The 25,461-nt window shown below is 60.5% G+C and carries 22 protein-coding genes; 4 read left to right on the forward strand and 18 right to left on the reverse strand.

The window, feature by feature from the left end; all coding sequences use genetic code 11:
- Nucleotides 1-109: 109 nt before the first annotated feature.
- The 4 genes from rpoD to rpsU form a co-directional block, all read right to left on the reverse strand.
- On the reverse strand, nucleotides 110-2,005 hold the full coding sequence (gene rpoD / locus OKC30_RS04370; protein ID WP_263639565.1) for an RNA polymerase sigma factor RpoD: 1,896 nt from the start codon (nucleotides 2,003-2,005) through the stop codon (nucleotides 110-112).
- Nucleotides 2,006-2,188: 183 nt separating this feature from the next.
- Nucleotides 2,189-3,976, reverse strand: a complete 1,788-nt coding sequence (gene dnaG, locus OKC30_RS04375) for a DNA primase (protein ID WP_069784226.1) — start codon at nucleotides 3,974-3,976, stop codon at nucleotides 2,189-2,191.
- 89 nt (nucleotides 3,977-4,065) lie between these two features.
- The gene (locus tag OKC30_RS04380) at nucleotides 4,066-4,509 is read right to left on the reverse strand and encodes a GatB/YqeY domain-containing protein (protein WP_160837269.1); all 444 of its coding nucleotides are present in this window, start codon (nucleotides 4,507-4,509) and stop codon (nucleotides 4,066-4,068) included.
- A 15-nt stretch (nucleotides 4,510-4,524) separates the two neighbouring features.
- On the reverse strand, nucleotides 4,525-4,740 hold the full coding sequence (gene rpsU, locus OKC30_RS04385) for a 30S ribosomal protein S21 (RefSeq protein ID WP_005309452.1): 216 nt from the start codon (nucleotides 4,738-4,740) through the stop codon (nucleotides 4,525-4,527).
- 179 nt (nucleotides 4,741-4,919) lie between these two features.
- Here rpsU and tsaD point away from each other — a divergent pair, with 179 nt between their 5' ends.
- A complete protein-coding gene (tsaD, locus tag OKC30_RS04390) occupies nucleotides 4,920-5,933 on the forward strand; it encodes a tRNA (adenosine(37)-N6)-threonylcarbamoyltransferase complex transferase subunit TsaD (RefSeq protein ID WP_041213897.1) in 1,014 nt (337 codons plus the stop codon).
- Nucleotides 5,934-6,006: 73 nt separating this feature from the next.
- Here the strand turns inward: tsaD and rpoS are convergent, their stop codons facing one another.
- The 14 genes from rpoS to rlmD form a co-directional block, all read right to left on the reverse strand.
- The gene (gene rpoS, locus OKC30_RS04395) at nucleotides 6,007-6,990 is read right to left on the reverse strand and encodes an RNA polymerase sigma factor RpoS (protein WP_010675620.1); all 984 of its coding nucleotides are present in this window, start codon (nucleotides 6,988-6,990) and stop codon (nucleotides 6,007-6,009) included.
- Nucleotides 6,991-7,036: 46 nt separating this feature from the next.
- Entirely contained in the window at nucleotides 7,037-8,107 is a 1,071-nt protein-coding gene (locus OKC30_RS04400; RefSeq protein ID WP_160837271.1) for a LysM peptidoglycan-binding domain-containing protein, read from the reverse strand.
- 9 nt (nucleotides 8,108-8,116) lie between these two features.
- Nucleotides 8,117-8,698: a YqaA family protein gene (locus OKC30_RS04405; protein ID WP_010675622.1), complete on the reverse strand. Its 582-nt coding sequence runs from the start codon at nucleotides 8,696-8,698 to the stop codon at nucleotides 8,117-8,119.
- Complete coding sequence (locus tag OKC30_RS04410; protein WP_010675623.1) at nucleotides 8,695-9,312, reverse strand: protein-L-isoaspartate(D-aspartate) O-methyltransferase; 618 nt, start codon at nucleotides 9,310-9,312, stop codon at nucleotides 8,695-8,697. Before OKC30_RS04410 ends, OKC30_RS04405 begins: the two co-directional genes overlap by 4 nt.
- Before the next feature lie 4 nt (nucleotides 9,313-9,316).
- Nucleotides 9,317-10,078 carry a 5'/3'-nucleotidase SurE gene (gene surE / locus OKC30_RS04415; protein WP_128342491.1) on the reverse strand — a complete coding sequence of 254 codons (762 nt, stop codon included), beginning with the start codon at nucleotides 10,076-10,078 and terminating at the stop codon, nucleotides 9,317-9,319.
- Nucleotides 10,059-11,117, reverse strand: coding sequence for a tRNA pseudouridine(13) synthase TruD (gene truD, locus OKC30_RS04420; RefSeq protein WP_160837289.1), 1,059 nt, complete (start codon nucleotides 11,115-11,117; stop codon nucleotides 10,059-10,061). Before truD ends, surE begins: the two co-directional genes overlap by 20 nt.
- A complete protein-coding gene (ispF, locus tag OKC30_RS04425; RefSeq protein ID WP_052814805.1) occupies nucleotides 11,117-11,593 on the reverse strand; it encodes a 2-C-methyl-D-erythritol 2,4-cyclodiphosphate synthase in 477 nt (158 codons plus the stop codon). Before ispF ends, truD begins: the two co-directional genes overlap by 1 nt.
- Before the next feature lie 58 nt (nucleotides 11,594-11,651).
- Nucleotides 11,652-12,383: a 2-C-methyl-D-erythritol 4-phosphate cytidylyltransferase gene (gene ispD, locus OKC30_RS04430; protein ID WP_160837273.1), complete on the reverse strand. Its 732-nt coding sequence runs from the start codon at nucleotides 12,381-12,383 to the stop codon at nucleotides 11,652-11,654.
- Nucleotides 12,376-12,693, reverse strand: a complete 318-nt coding sequence (gene ftsB / locus OKC30_RS04435; protein ID WP_010675628.1) for a cell division protein FtsB — start codon at nucleotides 12,691-12,693, stop codon at nucleotides 12,376-12,378. The genes ispD and ftsB overlap by 8 nt, the downstream gene beginning before the upstream one ends.
- Nucleotides 12,694-12,870: 177 nt before the next feature.
- A complete protein-coding gene (eno, locus tag OKC30_RS04440) occupies nucleotides 12,871-14,172 on the reverse strand; it encodes a phosphopyruvate hydratase (RefSeq protein ID WP_043154803.1) in 1,302 nt (433 codons plus the stop codon).
- Nucleotides 14,173-14,261: 89 nt separating this feature from the next.
- Nucleotides 14,262-15,899, reverse strand: a complete 1,638-nt coding sequence (gene pyrG / locus OKC30_RS04445; RefSeq protein ID WP_039041042.1) for a glutamine hydrolyzing CTP synthase — start codon at nucleotides 15,897-15,899, stop codon at nucleotides 14,262-14,264.
- Nucleotides 15,900-16,040: 141 nt separating this feature from the next.
- On the reverse strand, nucleotides 16,041-16,838 hold the full coding sequence (gene mazG, locus OKC30_RS04450) for a nucleoside triphosphate pyrophosphohydrolase (protein ID WP_104454748.1): 798 nt from the start codon (nucleotides 16,836-16,838) through the stop codon (nucleotides 16,041-16,043).
- 170 nt (nucleotides 16,839-17,008) lie between these two features.
- Nucleotides 17,009-19,219, reverse strand: coding sequence for a GTP diphosphokinase (relA, locus tag OKC30_RS04455; protein ID WP_010675631.1), 2,211 nt, complete (start codon nucleotides 19,217-19,219; stop codon nucleotides 17,009-17,011).
- A 349-nt stretch (nucleotides 19,220-19,568) separates the two neighbouring features.
- A complete protein-coding gene (gene rlmD, locus OKC30_RS04460) occupies nucleotides 19,569-20,891 on the reverse strand; it encodes a 23S rRNA (uracil(1939)-C(5))-methyltransferase RlmD (RefSeq protein ID WP_270662361.1) in 1,323 nt (440 codons plus the stop codon).
- A gap of 269 nt (nucleotides 20,892-21,160) precedes the next feature.
- On the opposite strand from rlmD, the gene barA reads away from it, so the two are divergent.
- The 3 genes from barA (at nucleotide 21,161) to OKC30_RS04475 (ending at nucleotide 25,408) form a co-directional block, all read left to right on the forward strand.
- Nucleotides 21,161-23,881, forward strand: a complete 2,721-nt coding sequence (barA, locus tag OKC30_RS04465; RefSeq protein WP_160837277.1) for a two-component sensor histidine kinase BarA — start codon at nucleotides 21,161-21,163, stop codon at nucleotides 23,879-23,881.
- 64 nt (nucleotides 23,882-23,945) lie between these two features.
- A complete protein-coding gene (locus tag OKC30_RS04470) occupies nucleotides 23,946-24,431 on the forward strand; it encodes a DUF1456 family protein (protein ID WP_010675634.1) in 486 nt (161 codons plus the stop codon).
- Between the two features lie 32 nt (nucleotides 24,432-24,463).
- Nucleotides 24,464-25,408 (forward strand): N-acetylmuramoyl-L-alanine amidase, encoded by a 945-nt coding sequence (locus OKC30_RS04475; protein WP_234888574.1) that lies wholly within the window; start codon nucleotides 24,464-24,466, stop codon nucleotides 25,406-25,408.
- Nucleotides 25,409-25,461 lie beyond the last annotated feature (53 nt).

Below are 25,461 nucleotides of genomic sequence, written 5' to 3' on the forward strand. Positions count from 1 at the left end.
ATTTTTTAGCCCTGATACTACGTGGACTGGAACTCAAATTCTCTTAAGTGAACAGCATTGCCGCATGGCGGGGCTTTTTGTTGCAATGTCAGACTGACAGAACCCGGGACTACTCGTCCAGGAAGCTGCGCAGCACTTCCGAGCGGCTCGGATGACGCAGCTTGCGCAGAGCTTTGGCTTCGATCTGACGGATACGCTCACGGGTGACGTCGAACTGCTTGCCCACTTCCTCGAGGGTGTGGTCGGTGTTCATGTCGATACCGAAGCGCATGCGCAGTACCTTGGCTTCCCGTGCGGTCAGCCCGGCCAGCACTTCGCGGGTCGCGTTGCGCAGGCTCTCGCTGGTGGCCGCATCCGCTGGCAGAGCCAGGGTGGTATCTTCGATGAAGTCGCCTAAGTGGGAGTCTTCATCATCACCGATGGGCGTCTCCATGGAGATGGGCTCCTTGGCGATTTTCAGTACCTTGCGGATCTTGTCTTCCGGCATGCCCATGCGCATGGCCAGCTCTTCCGGGTTCGGTTCACGACCCATCTCCTGCAGCATCTGGCGGGAGATACGGTTGAGCTTGTTGATGGTCTCGATCATGTGCACCGGGATACGGATGGTACGGGCCTGATCCGCGATGGAGCGGGTAATGGCCTGACGGATCCACCAGGTGGCATAGGTCGAGAACTTGTAGCCGCGACGATATTCGAACTTGTCGACCGCCTTCATCAGACCGATGTTGCCCTCCTGGATCAGATCCAGGAACTGCAGACCGCGGTTGGTGTACTTCTTGGCGATGGAGATAACCAGACGCAGGTTGGCCTCGACCATCTCTTTCTTCGCACGGCGGGCTTTGGCCTCACCGATGCTCATGCGGCGGTTGATGTCCTTGATCTGGGCGATGGACAGACCGGTCTCTTCTTCGATCTGCTGCAGCTTGCCGATGGAACGCAGTACTTCTTCGTCCATCTCGAGCAGGCGGGGAGACCACGCCTTGCCGGCCTGCTTCTGGTATTCGAACCAGGCAGTTTCGCACTCGTTGTTGGTGAAGGCCGCGACGAAGGTCTTCTTCGGCATCTTGGCCTGCTCAACGCAGAGCTTCATGATGATGCGTTCCTGCACGCGGACACGCTCCATCATCTCCCGCATGTTGTTGACCAGGCGATCGAACTGCTTGGGCATCAGGCGGAATTGACGGAAGACATCGGCCAGCTGGGCGATGGCATTCTGGGTGTCGTCGTGGGCACGGCCATTCTGCTGAATGGAGAGACGAGTCACCTCGTACTGGGCACGCAGTTCGCCGAATTTCTCGCGAGCGACTTCCGGATCCGGGCCACCGTCACCATCATCGTCGGAGTTGTCACCGTCTTCGTCTTCGTCTTCGTCCTCATCTTCGTCTTCGTCGGCAAGGTCGTCCTCGCTGAGCTCGGAGCCGATATGAGTGGCGGTCGGCGCCACGTCATCCACTTCGTTCGGATCGATGAAGCCGGAGATGATGTCGGACAGGCGAAGCTGCTCGGCTTCGTACTTGTCGTACTGTTCGAGCAGATAGGTGATGGCTTCAGGGTACTCGGCGACGGAGCTTTGTACCTGGTTGATACCGTCTTCAATCCGCTTGGCGATGTCGATCTCGCCTTCGCGGGTCAGCAGTTCGACGGTACCCATTTCCCGCATGTACATGCGGACGGGATCGGTCGTGCGACCAATTTCAGATTCAACAGATGCCAGAGCCTGGGCCGCTGCTTCGGCAGCGTCCTCATCGGCGGTACCACCTTCAGCCATGATAAGGTCATCGGCATCCGGAGCGTTTTCAACCACTTGAATGCCCATATCGTTGATCATCTGGATGATGTCTTCGATCTGGTCTGAATCGACAATGTCTTGCGGGAGGTGATCGTTCACCTCGGCATAGGTCAGGTAGCCCTGTTCTTTACCTTTGGCAACGAGGAGTTTAAGCTGAGACTGCGGGGTTTGCTCCATAGAACTCATCCGGTTGGTGTTGCTAGGTTGCGCGTACAGTGCGCTGCTGCGCAAATAGCCAATTCTAATAGAAAACCGCCAGACATGCTATGTCTGGTTGCGGCGTCGGTCATGAGAAACCCCTGCCCGCAGTGTTGTCGGGGCCAGGTGGTTATAAAGTGTTTGCTTTCAATCCCGTCGATTCGGGCAACGCTATTCATATTGGGACTGCTCACTCAAATATCAAGCCCCACTCTCATTTCTTTTCTCAATCTGCACCTCTCTGATCAGCATCATCAGCTCCTGAGTTTCCTCAGAGCTTAGCCCTTCCTGCGCCACCTTGGCCTGCAATTCTTCGATCCGTTGCTTCAGGAAAAGGTTGATGAAACCGACAAAAGTATCCTGCAATTCTCCCAGAATATCGGGCTCCTGATCGAGCTTTACCTCTTCAAACAGGTCATGCATCGCCAGCTGGGCAAGTATTTCTCCCTCTTTTGTGCCGCGCCAATGCTCCAGCAGGATACCCGTTGTCACTCCCGGCTGGATCAGGATCTGCTGGTGCAGTTGCAGCAGGAAAGGGATCCCCTGCAGGCGCAGCCCGGCCAACTCGGGCATGGCCGGCAGCTCGGCGGTGATCGCCGGATACTGCACCATCAGGGCCAGAGCCCTGCGGATCGGTGTCAGTTTGGTCGCCTTGGGTTTGTTGACTTCCACCTTGGGCTGGCTGTTGCGGGCAAACAGCTCGGCAATCCGCTGCTTGTTTTCTCCCCAACGCATCATGCTGGAAAGTCGGGTAATCAACCCCTCGCGAGTGAAACCTTCCGGTACCCGACGAATCAGCTCGGCGGCCTTGTTGGCCACTTCAAACTTGCCTGCCTCACCGGAAAGAGCCGCATCGCGCCCGAGGCGTTCGAACATGAAATCCGCAAACGACTGGGCCTTGTCGAGCAGCGCTTCGAACCCCTCCTTGCCGATCTGGCGTACCAGCGAGTCGGGATCCTCGCCATCCGGCAAAAAGACGAACTTGAGTTCACGGCCGTCCTGCAGGTGGGAGAGCGCGTTATCCAGCGCCCGCCAGGCAGCTTCCCGACCGGCGTTGTCGCCGTCGTAGCAACAGACCACCTCTGCCGTGGTACGGAACAGGGTGTGGATGTGATCGCTGGTGGTCGCAGTCCCCAGTGCCGCCACCGCATAGTCGATGTCGTACTGGCCGAGCGCCACCACATCCATGTAACCTTCCACCACCAGGATCCGGCGCGGATCCTTGTGTGCCTGCTTGACCTCATAAAGGCCGAACAGCTCTCGCCCCTTGTGGAAGATGGGGGTTTCGGGGGAGTTCAGGTACTTGGGCGTGCCATCCCCCAGCACTCGGCCACCGAAGCCGATGACCCGGCCACGTTTGTCCCGGATCGGAAACATGATGCGATCGCGGAAACGATCGTAGCTGCCCGGGCCGCTGTCACGGGGGATCAGCATACCGCCCGAAATCAGCAGTTGTTCGTGATCCCGACTGGCGCCAAAGCGGCGACGCACCTGATCCCAGTCCCCAGGGGCATAACCGATGTTGAAGCGCTTGACCACCTCGCCAGTCAGGCCCCGGCCTTTCAGATACTCCACCGCCTGAGGCGCGTTCTTGAGATTGCTCTCGTAGAAGCGCGCAATCTGGTTCATCAGCTCGAACAGATCCTTACTGACGGCTGGTTGGCTATGGCTTGATCCACCCGCCGTTTGCTCACGGGGGACCTGCATACCGTGCAGGCTTGCCAGCTCTTCGATGGCATCGGGGAATTCCAGGCCGTCGTACTCCATGACAAAGCCGATGGCATTGCCGTGGGCACCACAACCGAAACAGTGATAGAACTGCTTCTCCTGGCTGACGGTAAAGGAGGGGCTTTTTTCGTTATGAAAAGGGCAGCAAGCCTGGTAGTTCTTACCGGCTTTCTTCAACCGCACACGGGAGTCGATCAACTCGACTATGTCCGTGCGTACGAGCAGATCATCGATAAAGGATTGCGGGATCCTGCCAGCCATAACCGTCCTGTTTCATTGCATAGGAAATAAAAAAGCCGCGCATTCCAATGGGAAGCACGGCTTCTTCGACCAAACAAGAGAGTTGCCTGTTACGCCAAGCGGGTTTTCACCTGAGCACTGACGGCGCCGACATCGGCACGCCCCTGAATTTTTGGCTTCAAGACAGCCATGACTTTACCCATGTCAGCCATGACGGCAGCACCACTTTCAGCGATGGCTTGCTCGATCAGGGCGGCAATTTCGTCTGCGGTCAGCTGTTGTGGCAGGAACTCCTGCAGCACAACGATCTCGGCGGACTCTTTGTCGGCGAGATCCTGGCGACCGGCAGCTTCAAACTGGCTGATGGAATCGCGACGCTGTTTGACCATTTTGGTCACGACGGCGAGGATCTCTTCATCATTGAGCTCGACACGGGTATCGACTTCACGCTGCTTGATTTCTGCCATCAACAAGCGGATAGCACCCAACCGAGGCTTGTCTTTGGCAAGCATGGCGAGCTTTTGCTGATCCTTGAGTTGATCCTTCAGAGACACGGCATGATCCCTTGATTAGTACAGGCGGATACGACGTGCGTTTTCGCGGGACAGCTTCTTGGCGTGACGCTTGACAGCGGACGCTTTGGCGCGCTTGCGAATGGTAGTCGGCTTCTCGTAGAACTCACGGCTACGAACTTCGGACAGGATACCGGCCTTTTCGCAAGAACGCTTGAAGCGACGCAGAGCAACGTCAAACGGCTCATTTTCACGGACTTTGATTACTGGCATGTGCCTTTCACCTCAGTGATAAATTGTTAGCTGACCTTCAATCGATCAGCATGTCTTAAAATGGTGCGAAATTATACTCTGGACAGGGAATGAAAGTAAACCCGCAGAGATCGCTCTGGTTTAAAAAACCCGCGAAGGTTACCATAGCCGTCTCATTTTAGCAGTGAAATTTTTTAGCAATGCGTGTATTGGGCATAGAGACATCCTGTGACGAAACCGGGATCGCGATCTTCGATGATCAAAAAGGGATCCTTTCCCACCAGTTGTACAGCCAGGTCAAGCTGCATGCGGACTACGGCGGCGTCGTTCCCGAGCTCGCCAGCCGGGACCATGTACGCAAGACGATCCCCTTGATCCAGGCCGCCTTGAAAGAGGCTGGACTTGGCAAGGATGACATCGATGGCATCGCCTATACCGCGGGGCCAGGTCTGGTTGGTGCCATCCTGGTCGGGGCGACCATAGGCCGCTCGCTGGCGATGGCATGGGACAAGCCGGCCATCGCCGTACACCACATGGAAGGCCACCTGCTGGCCCCCATGCTGGAAGAGAAGGCCCCCGAGTTCCCCTTCGTGGCGCTCTTGGTTTCCGGCGGCCACTCCATGCTGGTTCGGGTCGACGGTATCGGCAGCTATCAGCTGCTGGGCGAATCGATCGACGATGCCGCCGGTGAGGCGTTCGACAAGACCGCCAAGCTGATGGGTCTGGACTACCCCGGTGGTCCGCTGCTCTCCCGGCTGGCAGAAAAAGGCACCACTGGACGCTTTACCTTCCCGCGTCCCATGACCGACCGTCCCGGGCTCGACATGAGCTTCTCCGGCCTCAAGACCTTTGCCGCCAATACCATAGCAGCCAATGGCGACGACGAGCAGACCCGTGCCGACATCGCCCGGGCGTTTGAGGATGCGGTGGTCGACACCCTGGCCATCAAGTGCCGCCGTGCCCTGAAAGAGACCGGTCTCAATCGTCTGGTCGTGGCAGGCGGCGTCAGTGCCAACCGTCATCTGCGCGCCCAGCTGGCCGAGCTGATGGAGAGCCTCAAAGGTGAAGTCTTCTACCCGCGCACCGAATACTGCACCGACAACGGCGCCATGATCGCCTATGCCGGCATGCAACGCCTGAAGGCGGGAGTCTTCGAACCCCTCGTCGTCAAGGCCGTGCCGCGCTGGCCGCTGGACACTCTGGATCCGGTATGATCCGGAAGATCCACGACAAAAAGAAAGGGGCCTGCGGCCCCTTTTTCATCTTGATGACGGTATTCATACCCGTTTAATTGGTGCGGAATAGCGCCTCAATGGAGAGCCCCTGCCCCAGCAGGATCTCCCGCAGACGGCGCAACCCTTCCACCTGGATCTGGCGCACCCGCTCGCGGGTCAAACCAATCTCGGCGCCCACGTCTTCCAGGGTGGCCGGTTCATAGCCGAGCAGACCGAAACGGCGGGCCAGCACTTCGCGCTGCTTGGGATTTAGCTCCTCCAGCCAGTGCACTATGCTGCTGCGCATGTCATCTTCCTGGGACTCCAGCTCGGGCCCCATGCCGCGCTCGTCGGAGAGCACGTCCAGCAGCGCCTTGTCGCGATCGCCACCAATGGGAGTATCCACCGAGGTGATCTTCTCGTTGAGCTTGAGCATGCGATTCACATCGTCCACAGAGCGATCCAGTGCAGAGGCGATATCCTCGGCGGTCGGCTCATGGTCGAGACGATGAGAAAGCTCGCGCGCAGTGCGCAGATAGACGTTCAGCTCCTTGACCACATGGATGGGCAGACGAATGGTACGGGTCTGGTTCATGATGGCCCGCTCTATGGTCTGGCGGATCCACCAGGTGGCATAGGTGGAGAAACGGAAGCCTCGCTCGGGGTCGAACTTCTCGACGGCGCGGATAAGGCCGAGGTTGCCCTCTTCGATGAGATCCAGCAGCACCAGGCCGCGGTTGTTGTAGCGCCGGGCAATCTTGACCACCAGGCGCAGGTTGGATTCGATCATGCGCTTGCGCGCCGCTTTGTCGCCACGCAGGGCACGGCGGGCGTAGTAGACTTCCTCTTCAGCCGTGAGCAAGGGGGAGAAGCCTATCTCCCCCAGATAGAGCTGGGTGGCGTCCATTACCTTGTTCAGCTCGGGCGCCATCAGTTCATCGGAAATGGTCTCTTCGGCTTCGGCCGCCACTTCCTGAACCTCTTCTTCCTCCTGAACCTCCAGCTCCTCGTCGAACTCTAACTCTGCATCCTGCATTACCAGTTGTTCTTGGCTCATGATATCTCTCCCTGACCTACACCAGAGTAAGACTCAGCTCTCTGAGTTAACGCTTTGGCAAATAGCCCATCGGGTTGATCGACTTGCCTTTGTACCGGATTTCAAAGTGCAAGCGCACATCCGGCGCATCCGTGCTACCCATATTGGCGATAACCGCTCCGCCCTTCACGGTGTCTCCCTCCTTGACCCTCAACTCATCGTTGTGAGCGTAGGCGGAGAGGTAGTCATCGCTGTGCTTGAGAATTATCAGCTTGCCATAACCTCGCAGTGCACTGCCCGCATAGACCACTTTGCCGCTGCTCGCAGCGTAAATGGGTTGGCCCTTCTGGCCGGAAATGTCGATGCCCTTGTTGCCTTGTTCCGCAACGGAGAAGCCTTCAACGATCCGCCCTTTGGTCGGCCAATGCCAGGAGAGTGTTGACGAGGAACTGACGGTTTTTTGTTCTTTCGCCTGAGCGTATGCTGTTGACGAGGCAGGAGCAATCGTTTTCTGAGCAATAAATGGTGTGGTCGTACCTGCCGGAGCCGTGGCCAGGGGTTTGGGCCCCGTGCTGGTCACCACCGGTGTGGTTGCTGCCACCATCTGACCACCCGAGGACCCCGCGCCCCCCACATTGAGCACCTGGCCCACGTGCAATGCATAAGGAGCCTGGAGGTTGTTGCGCTGGGCCAAGGCCTGGTTGGAGAGACCGAACTGGCGACCGATGCTGCTCAAAGTATCGCCACGGCGCACCTCGTAACTGCCAGACCCCGTCACGCTGCCACGACTGACAGGGCTGCCGACGGTTGCCACCGCCATGGGGGCGGAAGCGCCATCGAGCCTGAGCTGCTGGCCGGGATAAATGTTATAGGGGGGAGTGATGCCATTGATGCTGATAAGCGAAGCCACATCCATGCCAGAACGAAATGCAATGGAGTAGAGAGTGTCTCCTTTGACCACGGTGTACCCGTTGCCTGCAATGCCGGGCTTGGTCATACCTTGACGCACGGGGATGGTCGAAGCGACCTGATCATTGCCCAGGCTGTGCACCGGAGCCGCAGTCTTGCTGGAGGAACAGGCAAGCAGCAGCCATGACAACACGACGACACCGCTACCTTGCCAAACACGCGAACACATAGTGGATCCTTAACGACTAAACCAGAAATAGGCCGCAACGGCCAAACCAATACAGAGCCAGCCCAGCACATCCACATAGTGCATCAGCTTGCGCTCCATCTTCTCGCCGCCCCAGCGCATCAGACCTGCAACCAGGAAGAAGCGCATGCCACGACCGATCAGCGAGGTCAGGATGAAAGGCAACAGTGCCATGTGGAGCAAGCCAGCCGTGACGGTAAACACCTTGTAGGGGATCGGCGTGAAGCTGGCAATAAAAATAACCCAGATGCCCCACTGCGCGAACCACTGCTCGGCCAGGGCAATCTTGTCCTCATAGCCAACCGAGGTCACCAGCGGCTGCACCACTGGCTCCCACAGGGCATAGCCGAGCAGATAACCAAACAGGGCGCCCAGCACCGAAAAGAGGGTGGCCAGCGCGGCATAGTGCCAGGCGCGATGAGGTTTGCCGAGCGCCATGGGCGCCAGCATCACATCCACCGGAATGGGCCAGAAGATGGATTCAATAAAGGCGGTGATGGCCAGATACCAGGGGGCATACTTGTGGCGTGCCCACTGCATCACCAGAACATAAAGGCGGGAAAACAACTTCACTCGACATCTCCGTCAATCAGGGGAACGAAACGTACCGGCTCCAGGATCCGGCTGGTGAGCTGGGAGCCCGATCGCTCGATGAGCTGCAGGGTCTGCTGGCCATCACCCACCGGCAACACCAGACGACCACCGTCAGCCAGCTGATCGGTCAGGGCCTTGGGGACCTCACTGGCCGCCGCCGTCACCAGAATGGCGTCGAAAGGGCCCTTGTTGGGCCAACCTAGCCACCCATTGCCGTGCTTGGCCGACACATTGTGCAGATCGAGCTGGCGCAATCTGCGCCGGGCCTGAAACTGCAGCGACTTGATCCGCTCCATGGTGTAGACATGCTCCACTAGGTGGGCCAGTACCGCCGTCTGGTAGCCCGATCCCGTCCCGATCTCCAGCACATGGGCCGGATCGTTCTGGATCAGCAGCTCGGTCATGCGCGCCACGATGTAAGGCTGGGAGATGGTCTGCCCATGGCCGATGGGCAGGGCCGTATTGTCCCAGGCCTTGTGGGCCATGGCCTCGTCCACAAACAGCTGGCGCGGCACCTTCGCGATCGCCGCCAATACGCGGAAATCGCGGACATCCTGGGCAATCAGTTGATTCAACAGGCGCTGTACTATCACAACGTCATCCCTGCAGATCCAGCCACGCGCCCAGGGTCGACAGACTGCCGTAGGCCGTCATGTCGATGGTCAGGGGAGTGATGGAGACATAACCCTGCTCGATGGCGGCAAAGTCCGTTCCCTCTCCCGCATCCTGCTGGTTGCCGGGGGGACCAATCCAGTAGACCGGCTGACCACGGGGATCCTCGGTGCAGATCACCGACTCCGCCCGGTGGCGATTGCCAAGACGAGTCACCCTGATCCCCTTGATCTGCTCGAGCGGCAGGTCAGGCACATTCACGTTGAGGATCTGATCCGCAGGCAACGGATGCACCATCAGCCCCCGCACCAGCTGGGCGGCGTAGTGGGCCGCACTGGCGAAATGGGTCTTGCCCACCAGCGATACGGCGATGGAGGGGAAACCAAGATGACGCCCTTCCGTCGCGGCCGCCACCGTCCCCGAGTAAATGACGTCATCCCCCAGGTTGGCCCCGTGATTGATACCGGCCACCACCATGTCGGGCTCAGGGCGCAGCAGTTCGTTGACCGCCAGATGAACGCAGTCGGTCGGCGTCCCCTTGACCGCATAACTCTTGATGCCGTGAAAACTGGACGCATCGAGGCGGGTGACCCGCAGCGGCACTTCCAGCGTCAGGGAGTGGCTGGCACCGCTGCGGTTGCGATCCGGCGCCACCACCACGACCTCGCCACAGGCACGCAACGCCTCGCTGAGGGCGCGAATGCCCTCGGCGTGTACCCCATCGTCATTACTGACCAGAATTCGCATCGGTTGAGTTCCTGAGACCGTGATCGGCCTCTTCGGCCTGCATTAACTCTCGTACCACGCTGGTGGCAAAGGCGCCGGCAGGCAGGAAGAACGACAGGGTCAACACCTCGTCCTCCCGTTGCCAGCTCATCTGCTCCGGCTTGAGCAGCAGCGGGCGCCTGTCCTGATCCAGCCCGGCTTTCTCCAGCCCCTCGCACCAGTCGCCATAAGAGGCCAGCACTCCTTGCTCGAACTCGGCGGCTGCCCCCTGGCTCGCCAGACGGCCACGGCCCCACTGGGGAGCGGTCAGTTGCACGTCTCCGGAGGCAAGGCGCGCCTCGAGCTCGGGCGTCACGCTCTCTTCACTGAAGATGGAGTGGCTGCCCTTGAGCATCACGCAGTCGCCAGCCAGCAGCTGATGGGCCAGCCCCTGCTCGATGCGGGCGCTGACGATGGCATTGAACAGCATGCTGCGGGCGGCGGACAGATAGAGGGAGCGCTTGTTGCGATCCTTGATCCGTTTGCCGGCGAACATCGCCTTGGCGGCCTCCAGGTTGTTGCCACCGCGGCCGAAACGCTGCTCGCCGTAGTAGTTGGGCACCCCCTGGGTTGCAATCGCCTGCAGACGGGATTCCAGCCCGTCGGCCTGCTCCAGACCGGTTAGACGCAGGGTGAAGTGGTTGCCCTTGAGATAGCCGACCCGCAGCTTCTTGTTGTGGCGCTTCACCTCAAGGATCCGGATGTTGTCGTTCTCGATGACCGAGAGACCCGGCTCGCCCTTGCCCGGCAGATGGATGCCGAACCACTGTTCGGTCACCGCATGGCGATCTTTCAGACCAGCCCAGGTCACCGCATTGCGGGCAACCCCGGCCGCATCGGCCAGCAGGCCAGCCACCCAGGCGGTATTCTCGCCGGTTTTGCGTACCCGGACGAAGATGTGTTCCCCCTCGCCGCAAGGTGCAAACCCGAGATCTTCATTGACCACGAAGTCGGCGGCCTCGGCCTTGAGGATGCCGCGAGCAGTGGGCGTCCCGTGCAGATAGGCAAGTTGTTCAAGCATCATTGTTTCACCAGCAAGACGACGGCTTCGGTGGCGATCCCTTCCTTGCGCCCCGTGAATCCGAGTTGTTCGGTGGTGGTCGCCTTGACGTTCACCCGGTTCAAATCACATTGCAGATCTGCGGCCAGCACGGCGCACATGGCGTCGATATGGGGGGCCATCTTGGGGGCCTGGGCGATGATGGTCACATCCAGGTTGCCGATGGCATAACCTGCGCGCTGCACGCGGGCAAAGACATCCCGCAGCAGGATGCGGCTGTCGATGCCCTTGAATTCGGCGGCGGTATCGGGAAAGTGGCGGCCGATGTCACCGGCGCCGATGGCCCCCAGCAGGGCATCGCTCACCGCATGCAGCACCACGTCGCCATCGGAGTGGGCCAGCAGGCCCTGTTCATAGGGCACCGCCACCCCGCCCAGCATGCAGGGACCAACCCCGCCAAACTTGTGAACATCAAAACCATGTCCGATCCGCATCATGCCTGCGCCCTCCTCAATACACGGAAATCTGTCTCATCAAAACCATGTCCGGTGCGGATCATGCCTGCTCCTCTGGGGATGAATCGGGTCGTGCCGACCGGCACGCACGTTGTTGCTGTAAATAGAGCCCGGCCAGGGAGAGATCTTCCGGCCGGGTCACCTTGATGTTATCGGCCCGCCCTTCCACCATGCGCACGGGGAAACCGGCGCGCTCCATGGCGGAGGCTTCATCGGTGATGGCGGCGCCGAGCGCCAGCCCCTCCTCCAGCGCCCGCTTGAGGGGGCGGACCAAAAACATCTGGGGCGTCAGGGCATGCCAGAGCTGCTCGCGATCCACGGTGGCGAGGATATTGCCGGCCGCATCGGTGCGCTTCATGGTATCGCGCACCCGGCTGCCGAGGATGGCACCGCCAGAGGCCATGGCGGCAGTAATGAGCGCATCGAGATCCTCGTGGGTCAGACAGGGCCGGGCGGCGTCATGCACCAGTGCCCACTCCCCTTCTGCCACGTGCAACGCATTGAGCACGGAGAAGGCGCGCTCGCTTCCCCCTTCCACTCGCAGCACCCGCGGATCGGTTGCCACGGTCAGCGTCTCAAACCAGCGGTCGTGGGGCGCCAGCGCCACGATCACACGGGCGATGGCGGGATGGGAGAGCAGACGCTCCAGGGTGTGCTCCAGAATGCATTTACCTGCCAGGGAAAGGTACTGCTTGGGGCAATTGGCCCCCATGCGACTGCCAATACCGGCAGCCGGGACGATGGCGGTCAGGCCGCTCAGGCTATCAGTCATCGTAGGGGGCACCATCAGGCTCCGTCACCTGATCCTTTTCTTTAGGAATGATTCTGTAGAAGGTCTCGCCCTGCTTGATGTAGCCAAGATCGTTGCGCGACAACTCCTCGATGGCCTCAAGGCCAGAGGTAAGATCGTCGATTTCCCGGTAAATCAGACTGTTGCGATCCTTGAGTACCAGGTTGTCCTGTTGCTGCCGCTCGATGGCGGTGGAGAGTTCCCGATAGTCGGAGAGGCCGTTTTTCCCCAGCCAGAGGTCATATTGCAGCCCTCCCAACAGGAGGAGCAGGATAAGAGTGAGTAGCCGCATGCACTGAGTCTCCTTCAAGCGGCCTAGTTTCCCATATTCGCAGGCAAGACAAAAGAAAGCCTGTGTGCCGGATGGGTTGGTCGGAATAAAAAATGCAGGTCGCACATGTCCATAAGCGCAGAACGAAAAAGCCCCGCCAGATGGCGGGGCTTTGTGAAGCATGAACGCAGGCGAAAATTAAGCCTGGTTCTTCACTTCTTTCAGACCACGGAACGGAGCCTTGGCACCCAGGGCTTCTTCGATACGAATCAGCTGGTTGTACTTGGCAACACGGTCAGAACGGCTCATGGAACCGGTCTTGATCTGGCCAGCAGCGGTACCCACAGCCAGGTCGGCGATGGTCGCGTCTTCGGTCTCACCGGAGCGGTGGGAGATGACGGCAGTGTAGCCAGCGTCTTTGGCCATCTTGATGGCAGCCAGAGTTTCGGTCAGGGAACCGATCTGGTTGAACTTGATCAGGATGGAGTTGGCGATGCCGTTGTCGATACCGCGCTTCAGGATCTTGGTGTTGGTTACGAACAGGTCGTCACCCACGATCTGGATTTTCTTGCCCAGTTCGGCGGTCTGGTAGGCGAAGCCTTCCCAGTCGGATTCGTCCAGGCCATCTTCGATGGAGACGATCGGGAACTTGGTGGTCAGGTCAGCCAGGAAGTCGGAGAAACCGTTGGAGGTGAAGATACGACCTTCGCCCTTCAGGTTGTACTCTTTCTTCTCTGCGTCGTAGAACTCGGACGCAGCGCAGTCCATGGCCAGGGTAATGTCGGTGCCCAGTTTGTAACCGGCAGCGGCAACGGCTTCAGCGATCACTTCCAGCGCTTCGGCGTTGGATTTCAGGTTCGGAGCGAAACCACCTTCGTCACCGACGGCAGTGTTGTAGCCCTTGGACTTCAGCACTTTGGCCAGGTTGTGGAACACTTCTGCGCCCATGCGAACGGCTTCTTTCAGGGTCTTGGCGCCAACCGGCTGGATCATGAACTCCTGGATGTCGACGTTGTTGTCGGCGTGCTCACCACCGTTGATGATGTTCATCATGGGCAGCGGCATGGAGTAGACACCCGGGGTGCCATTCAGCTCGGCGATGTGGGCGTACAGCGGCATGCCTTTGGCAGCAGCGGCAGCTTTGGCGTTGGCCAGGGAAACAGCCAGGATGGCGTTGGCGCCGAACTTGGATTTGTTCTCGGTACCGTCGAGGTCGATCATGATCTGGTCGACAGTGGCCTGGTCCTTGGCATCTTTACCCAGCAGAGCCTGAGCGATCGGGCCGTTGACGGCTTCGATGGCTTTCAGCACGCCTTTACCCAGGAAACGGCTCTTGTCGCCGTCACGCAGTTCCAGCGCTTCGCGGGAACCGGTGGACGCGCCAGACGGAGCGGCTGCCATACCAACAAAACCACCTTCCAGGTGAACTTCGGCCTCAACGGTCGGGTTACCACGGGAGTCGATGATTTCACGACCGATCACTTTAACGATCTTGGACATGTGTATTTCCTCAGGTTTCGTAAAAAAACAACAAAAATATGCCAAAAAAAGCGGCTGTGGCACAGGGCCCCAACCGCATTTATTTTCAATTACTTCAAATTACGCTTCTGATACTCGCCCGCCGCCTTCACAAAACCGGCGAACAGGGCGTGGCCATCACGGGGAGTCGAGGTGAACTCCGGGTGGAACTGCGCGGCCACGAACCAGGGGTGATCCGGGATCTCGATGATTTCCACCAGTTTTTTGTCGGCGGAGAGACCGGTCACCTTCAGACCTGCCGCTTCAATCTGTGGCAGCAGCTTGTTGTTCACTTCATAACGGTGACGGTGGCGCTCGTAAATGGTCGGGCTGCCGTACATCTGACGCACCTTGGAATCTTCCACCAGGTGGCAGAGCTGGGAGCCAAGACGCATGGTACCGCCCAGATCGGACTTCTCGGTCCGGGTCTCGACGTTGCCTTCGTCATCCACCCACTCGGTGATGAGACCGACCACGGGGTACGGGCTGTCTTTCTTGAACTCGGAGGAGTGGGCCCCTTCCATGCCCGCCACGTTGCGGGCGTATTCGATCAAGGCGACCTGCATGCCCAGGCAGATACCGAGGTACGGGATCTTGTTCTCGCGGGCATATTTGGCGGCCAGGATCTTGCCTTCCACGCCGCGTTCGCCGAAGCCGCCCGGTACCAGGATCGCATCCAGACCTTCCAGCAGCTCGGCGCCACGGGTCTCGATGTCCTGGGAGTCGATGTACTTGATGTTGACGGAGAGACGGGTCTTCAGGCCACCGTGCTTGAGCGCTTCGTTGACGGACTTGTAGGCGTCCGGCAGGGAGACATACTTGCCCACCATGCCGATGGTGACTTCGGCAGTCGGGTTGGCCTCTTCATAGATGACCTGTTCCCACTCGGCCAGGTCGGCTTCTTTGCACTCGATGCCGAAGCGCTCGGTGATGTAGCCGTCCAGCCCCTGGGATTTCAGCAGCGCCGGGATCTTGTAGATGGAGTCGACATCCTTCATGGAGATGACGGCGCGCTCGGGCACGTTGCAGAACAGGGCGATCTTGGCACGCTCGTTGGCCGGAATGGCGCGGTCGGAGCGGCAGATCAGCACATCCGGCTGGATACCGATGGAGAGCAGCTCCTTCACGGAGTGCTGGGTCGGCTTGGTCTTCACCTCGCCGGCGGCGGCCAGGTAAGGAACCAGGGTCAGGTGCATGAACATGGCATTGTTGCGACCCACGATGGCCGCCAGCTGACGAATGGCTTCAAGGAACGGCAGGGACTCGATGTCGCCCACGGTACCGCCCACTTCGACGATGGCAACCTGATGGCCTTCGGCACCGGCAATCACCCGCTCCTTGATGGCGTTGGTGATGTGCGGGATCACCTGGATGGTGGCGCCCAGATAGTCACCACGACGCTCCTTGCGCAGCACGTCTGCATAGATGCGGCCGGTGGTGAAGTTGTTGCGGCGGGTCATCTTGGTGCGGATGAAACGCTCGTAGTGGCCCAAATCCAGATCGGTTTCGGCCCCGTCCTCGGTTACGAACACTTCACCATGCTGGGTCGGGCTCATGGTGCCCGGATCCACGTTGATGTACGGGTCCAGTTTCATGATGGTCACATCCAGACCACGGGCTTCCAGAATGGCTGCCAGAGAAGCTGCGGCAATGCCTTTGCCGAGGGATGAAACAACGCCACCAGTCACAAAAATATATTTGGTCGTCATGCTGAACCTGAAAGAAGTTTAGGGATTTTTAAGGGGTGCTTCGGGGATGAAGCAGGACGGGGAAACAGTATACCAAAACCCCCACTCCCAAACAATGAACAAAAATCTATCAGGCTCCCCGCCGCCCCGTCTTGCGCCAAATCAACTTTGCTCGGTTTCCTTGGCCTTGTTCCAGGCCTCGTCCAGCTTCTCCAGGGAGCAATCCGTCATTTTCAGACCTTCTGCGGCAATAAAGTGTTCAACTTGACGAAAACGACGCTCAAACTTGGTGTTGGCAGCCCTCAGCACCTGCTCGGGATCCTTGCCCAGATGACGCACCAAGTTGACGGTGGCAAACAAGAGATCGCCGAGCTCGTCGCTCACCCGAGCCTCGTCCACGTCAACCATCAGCACCTCTTCCATCACCTCCTCGATCTCCTCGTGGATCTTGTCCACCACGGGCCCCAGGGTCTTCCAGTCGAAACCGACGGTGGCGCAGCGCTTCTGGATCTTGGCTGCCCGGGTCAGGGCAGGCAGGGAGAGGGGGATATCGTCCAGCACGCTCTCCTTGTCGAGCGCGGCCCGCTCTTTGGCCTTTTCCGCCTCCCAGTTCGCTTTGACCGCCTGCTCGTCACCCAGGTCGGCATCGGAGAAGACATGGGGGTGGCGGCGAATGAGCTTCTCGCTCACGGTATCGACGATGTCGGCAAAGTCGAACAATCCCTGCTCCTTGCCGAGCTGGGCATAGAACACGACCTGGAACAGCAGATCACCGAGCTCCCCCTTCAGCCCTTGCCAATCTTCGCTCTCGATGGCATCCGCCACCTCGTAGGCCTCCTCCAGGGTGTGCGGCACTATGGTCTGGAAGCTCTGCTTGAGATCCCAGGGACAGCCCCCGTTCGGGTCACGCAATCTAGCCATGATGTCGAGCAGTTGGGGAAGGTCGTAGCGTTGGGACATGGGCAACTCACTTTCGATTCAGTAAATGGGTTCATGAATATCCGCTCACGCCACTGCTCCACATGATGTGGCGCCATGGCGGCCGGAGATGGGGCGCGTGATATCCGTCTTCAATGCTCTACAAGGAGGGAGAAAATGCAGACCGGCCACTGGGGCCGGTCGGTTGAGCATTACAGCCGCTTGGCGCTGATCACGTCGTTGAGCTGACTGAGCTTGGCCAACGCCCGGTTGAAGGCGTTGATGTTGTAAATCTCCAGCTCCATGTCTATTTCGGCGGTCTGCTCGCGCACGTTGGAGCGCGAACGCACTCCCATCACGTTGATCTTCTCGTTGGCGAGCACGGTGGTGATGTCGCGCAGCAGGCCGGATCTGTCGTTGGAGAGAATGCGGATGGTGAGACCGTAACCGCCGGAGTAGTTCTCCCCCCAGACCGCATCGATCAAGCGCTCCGGGTTGCGACGCGACAGCTCCTTGAGCTGCTCGCAATCTTCCCGGTGGATGGAAACCCCCCGTCCCATGGTGATGAAGCCCTGGATGGCGTCCCCCGGGATGGGCTGGCAGCAGCGGGCGATGTGAGTCATCAGGTTGCCCACCCCTTCCACCACGATGTGATCCTTGGGTTTGGGGCGGAAGGGCACATTGGCCTTCTGCTCCAGCTTCTCCAGCAGACGGCGATCTTCTTCTTCCGCCGTCGGCTTGTTGTAGCGGGTGTCCAGATAATTGAGCAGCTGGTTGATGCGGATGTCGCCGCTGCCGATACCGGCCAGCAAATCCTCCAGCTCCTCCGCATGGAAACGCTCCAGCACCACCTTGTCCACCTTGGAGAGGGTGAGGTTGTGCCTGTCCAGTTCTTTCTCCAGCAACTCCTTGCCGGCGGCGATGTTCTTGTCCCGGTCCAGCTTTCTGAACCAGGTGGCCACCTTGGCCCGCGCCCGGCTGGAGCGCAGGAAGCCGGCGTTCGGGTTCATCCAGTCGCGGCTCGGGTTCGGCTCCTTCTGGGTGATCACCTCCACCTGGTCGCCGGTCTGCAGCGTATAGGTGAAGGGCACGATACGGCCGTCGATCTTGGTGCCGATGCAGCGGTGACCGATCATGCTGTGCACGTGATAGGCGAAGTCGAGCGGCGTCGCCCCTGCCGGCAGGTCGATGACATCGCCCTTGGGAGTGAAGACATAAACCCTGTCCTCGAACACCTGACTGCGCAGATCGTCCAGCAAGGAGCCGCTCTCCGAGAGATCCTCCTGCCAGGCGAGGAGTTTGCGCAGCCATTCGATCTTGTCTTCGAAGGTGCTGGTCTTGGCAGCGGCCTGTGCACCTTCCTTGTAGCGCCAGTGCGCAGCCACACCGAGCTCCGCATCCTGATGCATCTGCTCGGTACGGATCTGGATCTCCACTGTCTTGCCCTCCTCCCCCACCACCACGGTGTGGATGGACTGGTAGCCATTGGGCTTGGGGTTGGCGACATAGTCGTCAAATTCGCGGGGAATATGGTGGAAATGGGTGTGAACGATACCGAGCGCCGCGTAGCAATCCTGCAGCCGCTTGGTGATCACCCGCACCGCGCGCACATCGAACAGCTCGTTGAATTCGAGGTGCTTCTTCTGCATCTTGCGCCAGATGCTGTAGATGTGTTTCGGTCGGCCATAGACCTCGGCCTCGACGCCGGCCTCGGCCAGGGCATCGCGCAGAGACTGCACGAATTCACGGATGTAGCGCTCGCGGTCGAGCCGTTTCTCGTCCAGCTGTTTGGCGATCTGCTTGTAGGTGTCCGGGTGCAGGTAGCGGAAGGCGAGATCCTCGAGCTCCCACTTGAGCTGACCGATACCGAGGCGGTTCGCAAGGGGGGCATAGATGTTGGTGATCTCCTGGGCCATCAGCACCCGGGTCTCCTCATCCGCCTTCTTCGCCTCACGCAGGCAGGCGATGCGCTCCGCCAGCTTGATGACCACGGCGCGCACGTCCTCGACCATGGCGAGCAGCATGCGGCGCACGTTGTCCACCTGCTCCGGCGAGGTTTCGCTGCGGTGAAGGGTTTGCAGGGAGCGGATGGCCTCCATCTCCAGCACCCCTTCCACCAGCTTGGCGATCTTGGGGCCGAAGTCCTCGTTCACCTTTTCCTGGCTGATGAGACCGGCTTCGACGAAGGGATAGAGAATGGCGGCCTTGAGGGTGGCGAGATCCATGCTGAGCATCAGCAGGATGCCCACCATCTCGACCCCGCGCACCAGCAGGCGGTTGGTGAGCGCTTCGTCACCCAGGGTCAGGCAATACTGGTAGACGGTTCGCAGCTGATTCTTGTCACTTTCACTCAGGGTAAGGGAACTGACCCACTCATCCAGAGTGAAATTGTCTTTCAAATGAATATCGCGCACCGCAACCATGGTATCAATCCTTAAAAGTGTGGGGTCGAAAGCCGATGCTCTCCTCATCCCCTCATCAACTGATGACTGCCTCAAATGGGGATGCATGAAAGAGTTTTCAAGGCATGTCACCGCGCAAGGTGACAGGGCTCTTCCCCGCATCCGATCCACTATCGACGACCTAGATTACCCTAATCACTCCCGCTCAAACAGCGCTGCCGCCGCTGGAAAACCAAGATAACCGCATTCTGCCCTGCCCGTTGAAGGCAGCGAAAAACACCTGTTTTACCTCACTCTGGCAGCATCATGCACATCGAAAAATCATCACGACCGCATCTTGATTCATCCAGAATAATGCGGTCGCCTCGACTCAGCCCCGTTCGAACAGCGCCATGGACTCCAGATGACCGGTGTGGGGGAACATGTCCAGCATCCCCAGACGGGTCAGCTTGTAGCCCCCCTGCACCAGCACCTGACTGTCACGGGCCAGGGTGACCGGGTTACAGGAAACATAGACCACCCGTTTGGGGGAAAGTGCCACCACGTGGCTCATCACCTCCAGCGCCCCGGGTCTGGCCGGATCCAGAAGTACCAGATCGAACCCTTCCCGGGCCCAGGACATGCCCACGATGTCGCCGCTCAAGTCCGCCTTGTAGAAGCGGGCGTTGTCGATGCCGTTGCGGCGGGCATTCTCCTGTGCACGCGTCACCATGGCGAACTCCCCTTCCACCCCCACCACTTCGCGGGCCTGACGGGCCAGCGGCAGGGTGAAGTTGCCGATGCCGCAGAAGAGGTCCAGCACCTTGTCATCCTTGCCTGCGTCGAGCCAGCTCAATGCCTGCTCCACCATGCGCTGGTTGACGGGCCCGTTGACCTGGATGAAGTCGCCGGGAGCGAATGCAAGAGACAGGCCATCCAGCGTGTAACTTGGCTGAGACTGTTGACGCAGAGGTTCGATCTGCTCGTCCGCCGCCTGCAGATAGAGGTCTATCCCCTGGGCGGTGGCAAACTCGGTCAAGTGCGCCCGATCCGCCTCGGTGGGGCGACCGATGTGGCGCAGCAGCATCAGAATGCCCTGCTCCCCCTGAATGAGTTCCGCATGGCCCAGTTCGCGCTGGCTCTTCAGCCGGTTGAGACATTCGCGCAGAGGGGCAATAAGGGCGGAGAGGGGCTCGGCCAGCACAGGACAGCCGGCAATCTCTACCAGATCGTTCGACTGGCGACGACGAAAGCCCACCCGGGTGCAGCGACCGTTCTTGTCAAACTTGATGGCCAGACGGCAGACCCGGCGGTAGGCGCGGGACTCCCCCGTCAGCGCAGGTGCCAGCGTAGGCGCCTGGATGTTGCCAAGGCGCTCGAACAGGCTGACCAGTCCCGCCTCCTTGGCCGCCAGTTGATCTCCCTCTCCCAGGTGCTGGGCACTGCAACCGCCACACTCGCGATAGTGGTCGCAGAAGGGGGCGACCCGGTTGGCCGCCGGGGTCACCACCTGTTGCAGGGCGGCGTGAGCATAGTGCTTCTTGTCGTCGATGATGCGGGCCTTGATGGCCTCGCCGGGCAGCGCCCCTTCGATGAAGATGGCCTTGCCCTGATGACGGCCGACGCCGACACAGTGGTGATCCAGACTGTCTACCGTAAATTCAATACGTTGGGGCTGGGTGGATTTCTTTTGGGGCTTGAAAAACTGGGCCATAAAACTTGGTGCCTATAGGTGGCTATGTCATGATTGTGGAATCTGCGGCAGACCATTGTCCCACAAGAATAATCGTATGACCAAATACGGCCTGAGGGCCCCAGCCGCGGCATCCGCCCCATCGTCCATTCTGACCAAAAGTGGCCCATTGATATGACCGGATACGGCCTGAGACCCCGTACAGCGACAGTGACTGTATTGCCTGCCCGACCCCGGTGCCTGCATGCGCCCCGGGTCATGGCTTCTCTTGCGAAAGGCGGGTCGGCGGCATGACCAAGTACGGTCTCAGGGCCCGGGTGCTGGCCTTCACCATCTTGCCGACCCTCATCATCGGCGGCCTCATCGCCGGCTATTTCACCTTCCACCGCTATCAGCAGCTGGAAAACAACCTCATCGATCAGGGCATCAACATCATCGAGCCCCTGGCCATCGCCAGCGAATACGGCATGACACAGCACAGCCGCGAATCCCTCAAGCGGCTGATCGGGCTCACCCATCGCAAGAACTCGCCCTTCATCAAGTCCATCGCCGTCTTCACCCAGGAGAACCAGCTGTTCGTGACGTCCAACTACCACAGGGACTTCAGCCAGCTTCGTCTGCCGGACGGCAGCGTCATCCCGGCCCTGACCAGCGTCTCCGTCAACGGCGATGACATCATACTGCGCACCCCCATCCAGGCAGAGACCAGCCTGGACGGCTTCCCGCTGCCAAGCGATCTGGAGCCGCCGGTCATCGGCTACATCTCCATGCAACTCGCCACGGACAGGGCCATCGTCCTGCAGTACCGCGACGCCTTCTTCGCGGTCATCATCGTGCTCATCGGGCTGGCCATCAGCACCCTGTTCGGCTTCCGTCTGGTCAAGAGCGTGACCCAGCCCATCACCGACATGGTGCAGGCGGTGCACCGGATCAGGGAGGGGCGACTCGATACCCGGGTCAGCGGCCAGCTCACCGGCGAGCTGGACATGCTCAAGAACGGCATCAACGCCATGGCCAAGGCGCTCTCCGAATATCACGAGGAGATGCAGCAGAACATCGATCAGGCGACGTCGGATCTGCGGGAGACCCTCGAGCAGATCGAGATCCAGAACGTCGAGCTCGATATGGCGAAGAAGCGTGCCCAGGAGGCGGCCAGGGTCAAGTCCGAGTTCCTCGCCAACATGTCCCACGAGCTGCGCACGCCTCTCAACGGGGTCATCGGCTTCACCCGCCAGCTGCTCAAGACCAGCCTGACCCCGAGCCAGACCGACTACATGCAGACCATCGAGAAGTCGGCGCGCAACCTCCTTGGGATCATCAACGACATCCTCGACTTCTCCAAGCTGGAGGCGGGCAAGCTGCAGCTCGAGCACATCCCCTTCAGCCTGCGGGACACCCTCAACGAGACCATGCACCTGCTGGGGCCGAGCGCCCACGACAAGCAGCTCGAACTCTCCCTCCAGGTGGATGCCGCCGTGCCGGACTACCTCACCGGCGACCCCATGCGTCTGCAGCAGGTGCTCACCAACCTCACCGGCAACGCCATCAAGTTCACCGAGCGAGGCAACGTGGACGTGCGTGTCGAGCAGACCGGGGAATCGAACGGCAACAAGGTGCGCCTGCGGGTGCTGATTCGCGATACCGGCATCGGCATCTCCGAAGAGCAGCAGCGCCAGTTGTTCCAGGCCTTCAACCAGGCAGACTCCTCCATCTCCCGCCGCTATGGGGGCACCGGGCTCGGGCTCGTCATCACCCAGAAGCTGGTGCAGCAGATGGGGGGCCAGATCCGCTTCGAATCCGAACTCGGCAAGGGGTCGGTCTTCTCGTTCCACCTGGATCTGGATGTCTCGCCCCTGCCCCAGAGCGAGCGGCTTCCGCTGGATCGCATCCAGGGCAAGCGGGTCTGGCTGCTGGAGCCGGATCCCTTCACTCACGCCTCCCTGCTCGCCCTGCTAGGAGAGTGGCACCTAGATGTGCACTCCCTGACGGTGGACGAGGAGTGGCCCCCGATGAGCAGCCAGGACATGGTGCTCATCGGCAGCAGCACCCTGCACAGCCCACAGCAGGTGATTGCCCGTCTCGACGGACTGGACGGCCAGCAGAACACCATAGTGCTGCTCAGCAGCCACGAGCCGGCCCTCTACGACGCCATGCTGGCCCACGGCGCCGTCCACTGCCTCTCCAAGCCCATCAACCATCGCAAGTTGCTGCACGCCCTGCTCTCCCCCGAGGCGGTACGCCGTGCCCCCCTGCCCGCGCCGACGCCGCGCAGCGTGCAGGCGGTCAAGGTGCTGGCGGTGGATGACAACGCCGCCAACCTCAAGCTCATCGCCGCCATGCTCAAGGAGATGGTGACCGAGGTGGTTGTGTGCAAGAACGGCAAGGAGGCGGTCAACCTGGCCCAGAGCCAGCCGTTCGACATCATCTTCATGGATATCCAGATGCCCGTCATGGACGGCATCAGCGCCACCCAGGCGATCCGCCACCACTCCCTCAACACCGAGACCCCCATCGTCGCGGTCACCGCCCATGCCATTCCCGGTGAGCGGGAGCGCCTCATTCGCCAGGGCATGGACGACTACCTGGCCAAACCCATCGACGAGGGGATGCTGGCGCAGCTCATCACCGACTTCGCCCACCGGCGGCACCAGAATCACGGGGATCAGCAGATAGACTGGCCCCTTGCCGTGCGTCAGGCCGCCGGCAAGCCAGCCCTCGCCCGGGAGATGCTGACCATGCTGCTGGCCAGCTTCGACGAGGTGGAGCCCATCCTGGCGGCGGCGCTGGAAGGGAGTGCCGACGATGCAGACGTGCTGGCCCAGCTCCACCGCCTCAACGGTGGCTGCGCCTACTCCGGGGTGCCGGGTCTGCAACGCCTGCTCTCCCAGCTCGAGCAGCAGCTGCGCGACGGGGTCGCCGTGAGCGATCTGGAACCCGAGTTGCTGGAGCTGCAGGATGCCCTGGAGCAGGTGAGGCAGGAGGCCCCCCGCTACCTGGCCCTGACCGACTGAGGCGCTTTTTCTGACTGGACAGGCGGCAGGTGGTAACATCTGCGCCGTTTCCACAGGAGTCAACATGACCAACAACGATATTCTGCGCCGCCTGCGCTATGCCCTCAGCATCAGCAACGACCAGATGGTCGAGATCTTTGCCAAGGGCAATCTGGCCATCACCCATGCCCAGTTGCACGGCTGGCTGATGAAAGAGGCCGAAGAGGGCGAGGCACAGGAAGCGGGCTTCGCCGCCTGCCCGGACTCGGCACTGAGTCAGTTCCTCGACGGCTTCATCGCCCTGCGCCGCGGTGTGCGGGAAGATGCCCCGCCCCAGGTCATCCCGAACCGGATCAACAACAACCTGATCCTGCGCAAGCTGCGCATCGGCCTCAACTACAAGGAAGAGGAGATGCTGGGCACCCTCAAGCTCGCGAACTTCAACCTCTCCAAGTCCGAGCTGAGCGCCCTGTTCCGCGCCAGGGATCACAAGCACTATCAGGATTGCGGGGATCAGATCCTGCGCAACTTCCTGATTGGCCTCACCGCCAAATACAGGCCCGGGCCCTGATGACCGCCTCCGGCCAGGTGCGAGGCTAAACCATGGGCTGGCGCCGCCGGCTGACTCCACGCCCGTCGGCGAGCGGCGGTGCGTGCCGGTTCGCGGCGCGCTGGTTCTGGTCACTGCCCCTCATCCTGCTGCTCGGCGCCTGCCAGCCTGCGCCCTATCGTCTCAATCAGGAGCATCAGAGCGCCAGCCAGAACGAGCGCATCGCCTTTCTCATCCTGCACTACACGGATGAAGAGGATGCCCGCTCCCTGCGCCTGCTGACCGAGCCGGAGCACAAGGTGAGCGCCCACTACCTGATCCCCCGCGACACCGACGAGCAACCGTTCCCGGTCTACCAGCTGGTGCCCGACAGCCAGCGGGCCTGGCACGCCGGACGCAGTCGCTGGCATCACTACGCCGGGCTCAACGCCAGTTCGCTCGGCATCGAGATAGTGAATCTCGGGTATGACGAGAAAGACGCGGCCCTGCCCGCCCATCTGAGACACTGGCAACCCTATCCCTCTGCCCAGATCGCCGCCCTCGGCGCCCTCGCCCGGGATCTGGTCGAACGCTACCAGATCCCCCCCACCCAGGTGCTGGCCCACAGCGACGTCGCCCCCGAGCGCAAGCAGGATCCCGGCCCCCGGTTCCCCTGGCGCGAGCTAGCCCTGCGCTACGGTGTCGGCGCCTGGCCCGACGAGGCCCGGGTGGCCGAGCTGCGCCAGACGCAGCTCATCCCCTGGGATGCGCTGCAATGGCAGCAGCAGCTTGCCCGTTACGGCTACGGCCTATCCCAGCACGGCGCCTGGGATGAGCAGAGCCGCGCCGTCCTGCGCGCCTTCCAGCTTCACTTTCGCCCCGCCCTGGTCACCGGCGAGCCGGATGCCGAGTGCCAGGCCATCCTCACCGCCCTGCTGGAGCGCTACTTCCGGAACCAGGCTGAGACGCCCCTTCCCTTTCGCCCTCTGCACACGGATGCCCGGCCCCATGCCAGATGAGCACGGGGTTCACCCCGCCTTCCACTCCTGAAAACCACAAGGGACGCCGAAGC

Origin of the sequence: Aeromonas sp. QDB18 (assembly GCF_027705325.1) — a bacterium.
Classification (GTDB): Bacteria; Pseudomonadota; Gammaproteobacteria; order Enterobacterales; family Aeromonadaceae; genus Aeromonas; species Aeromonas caviae.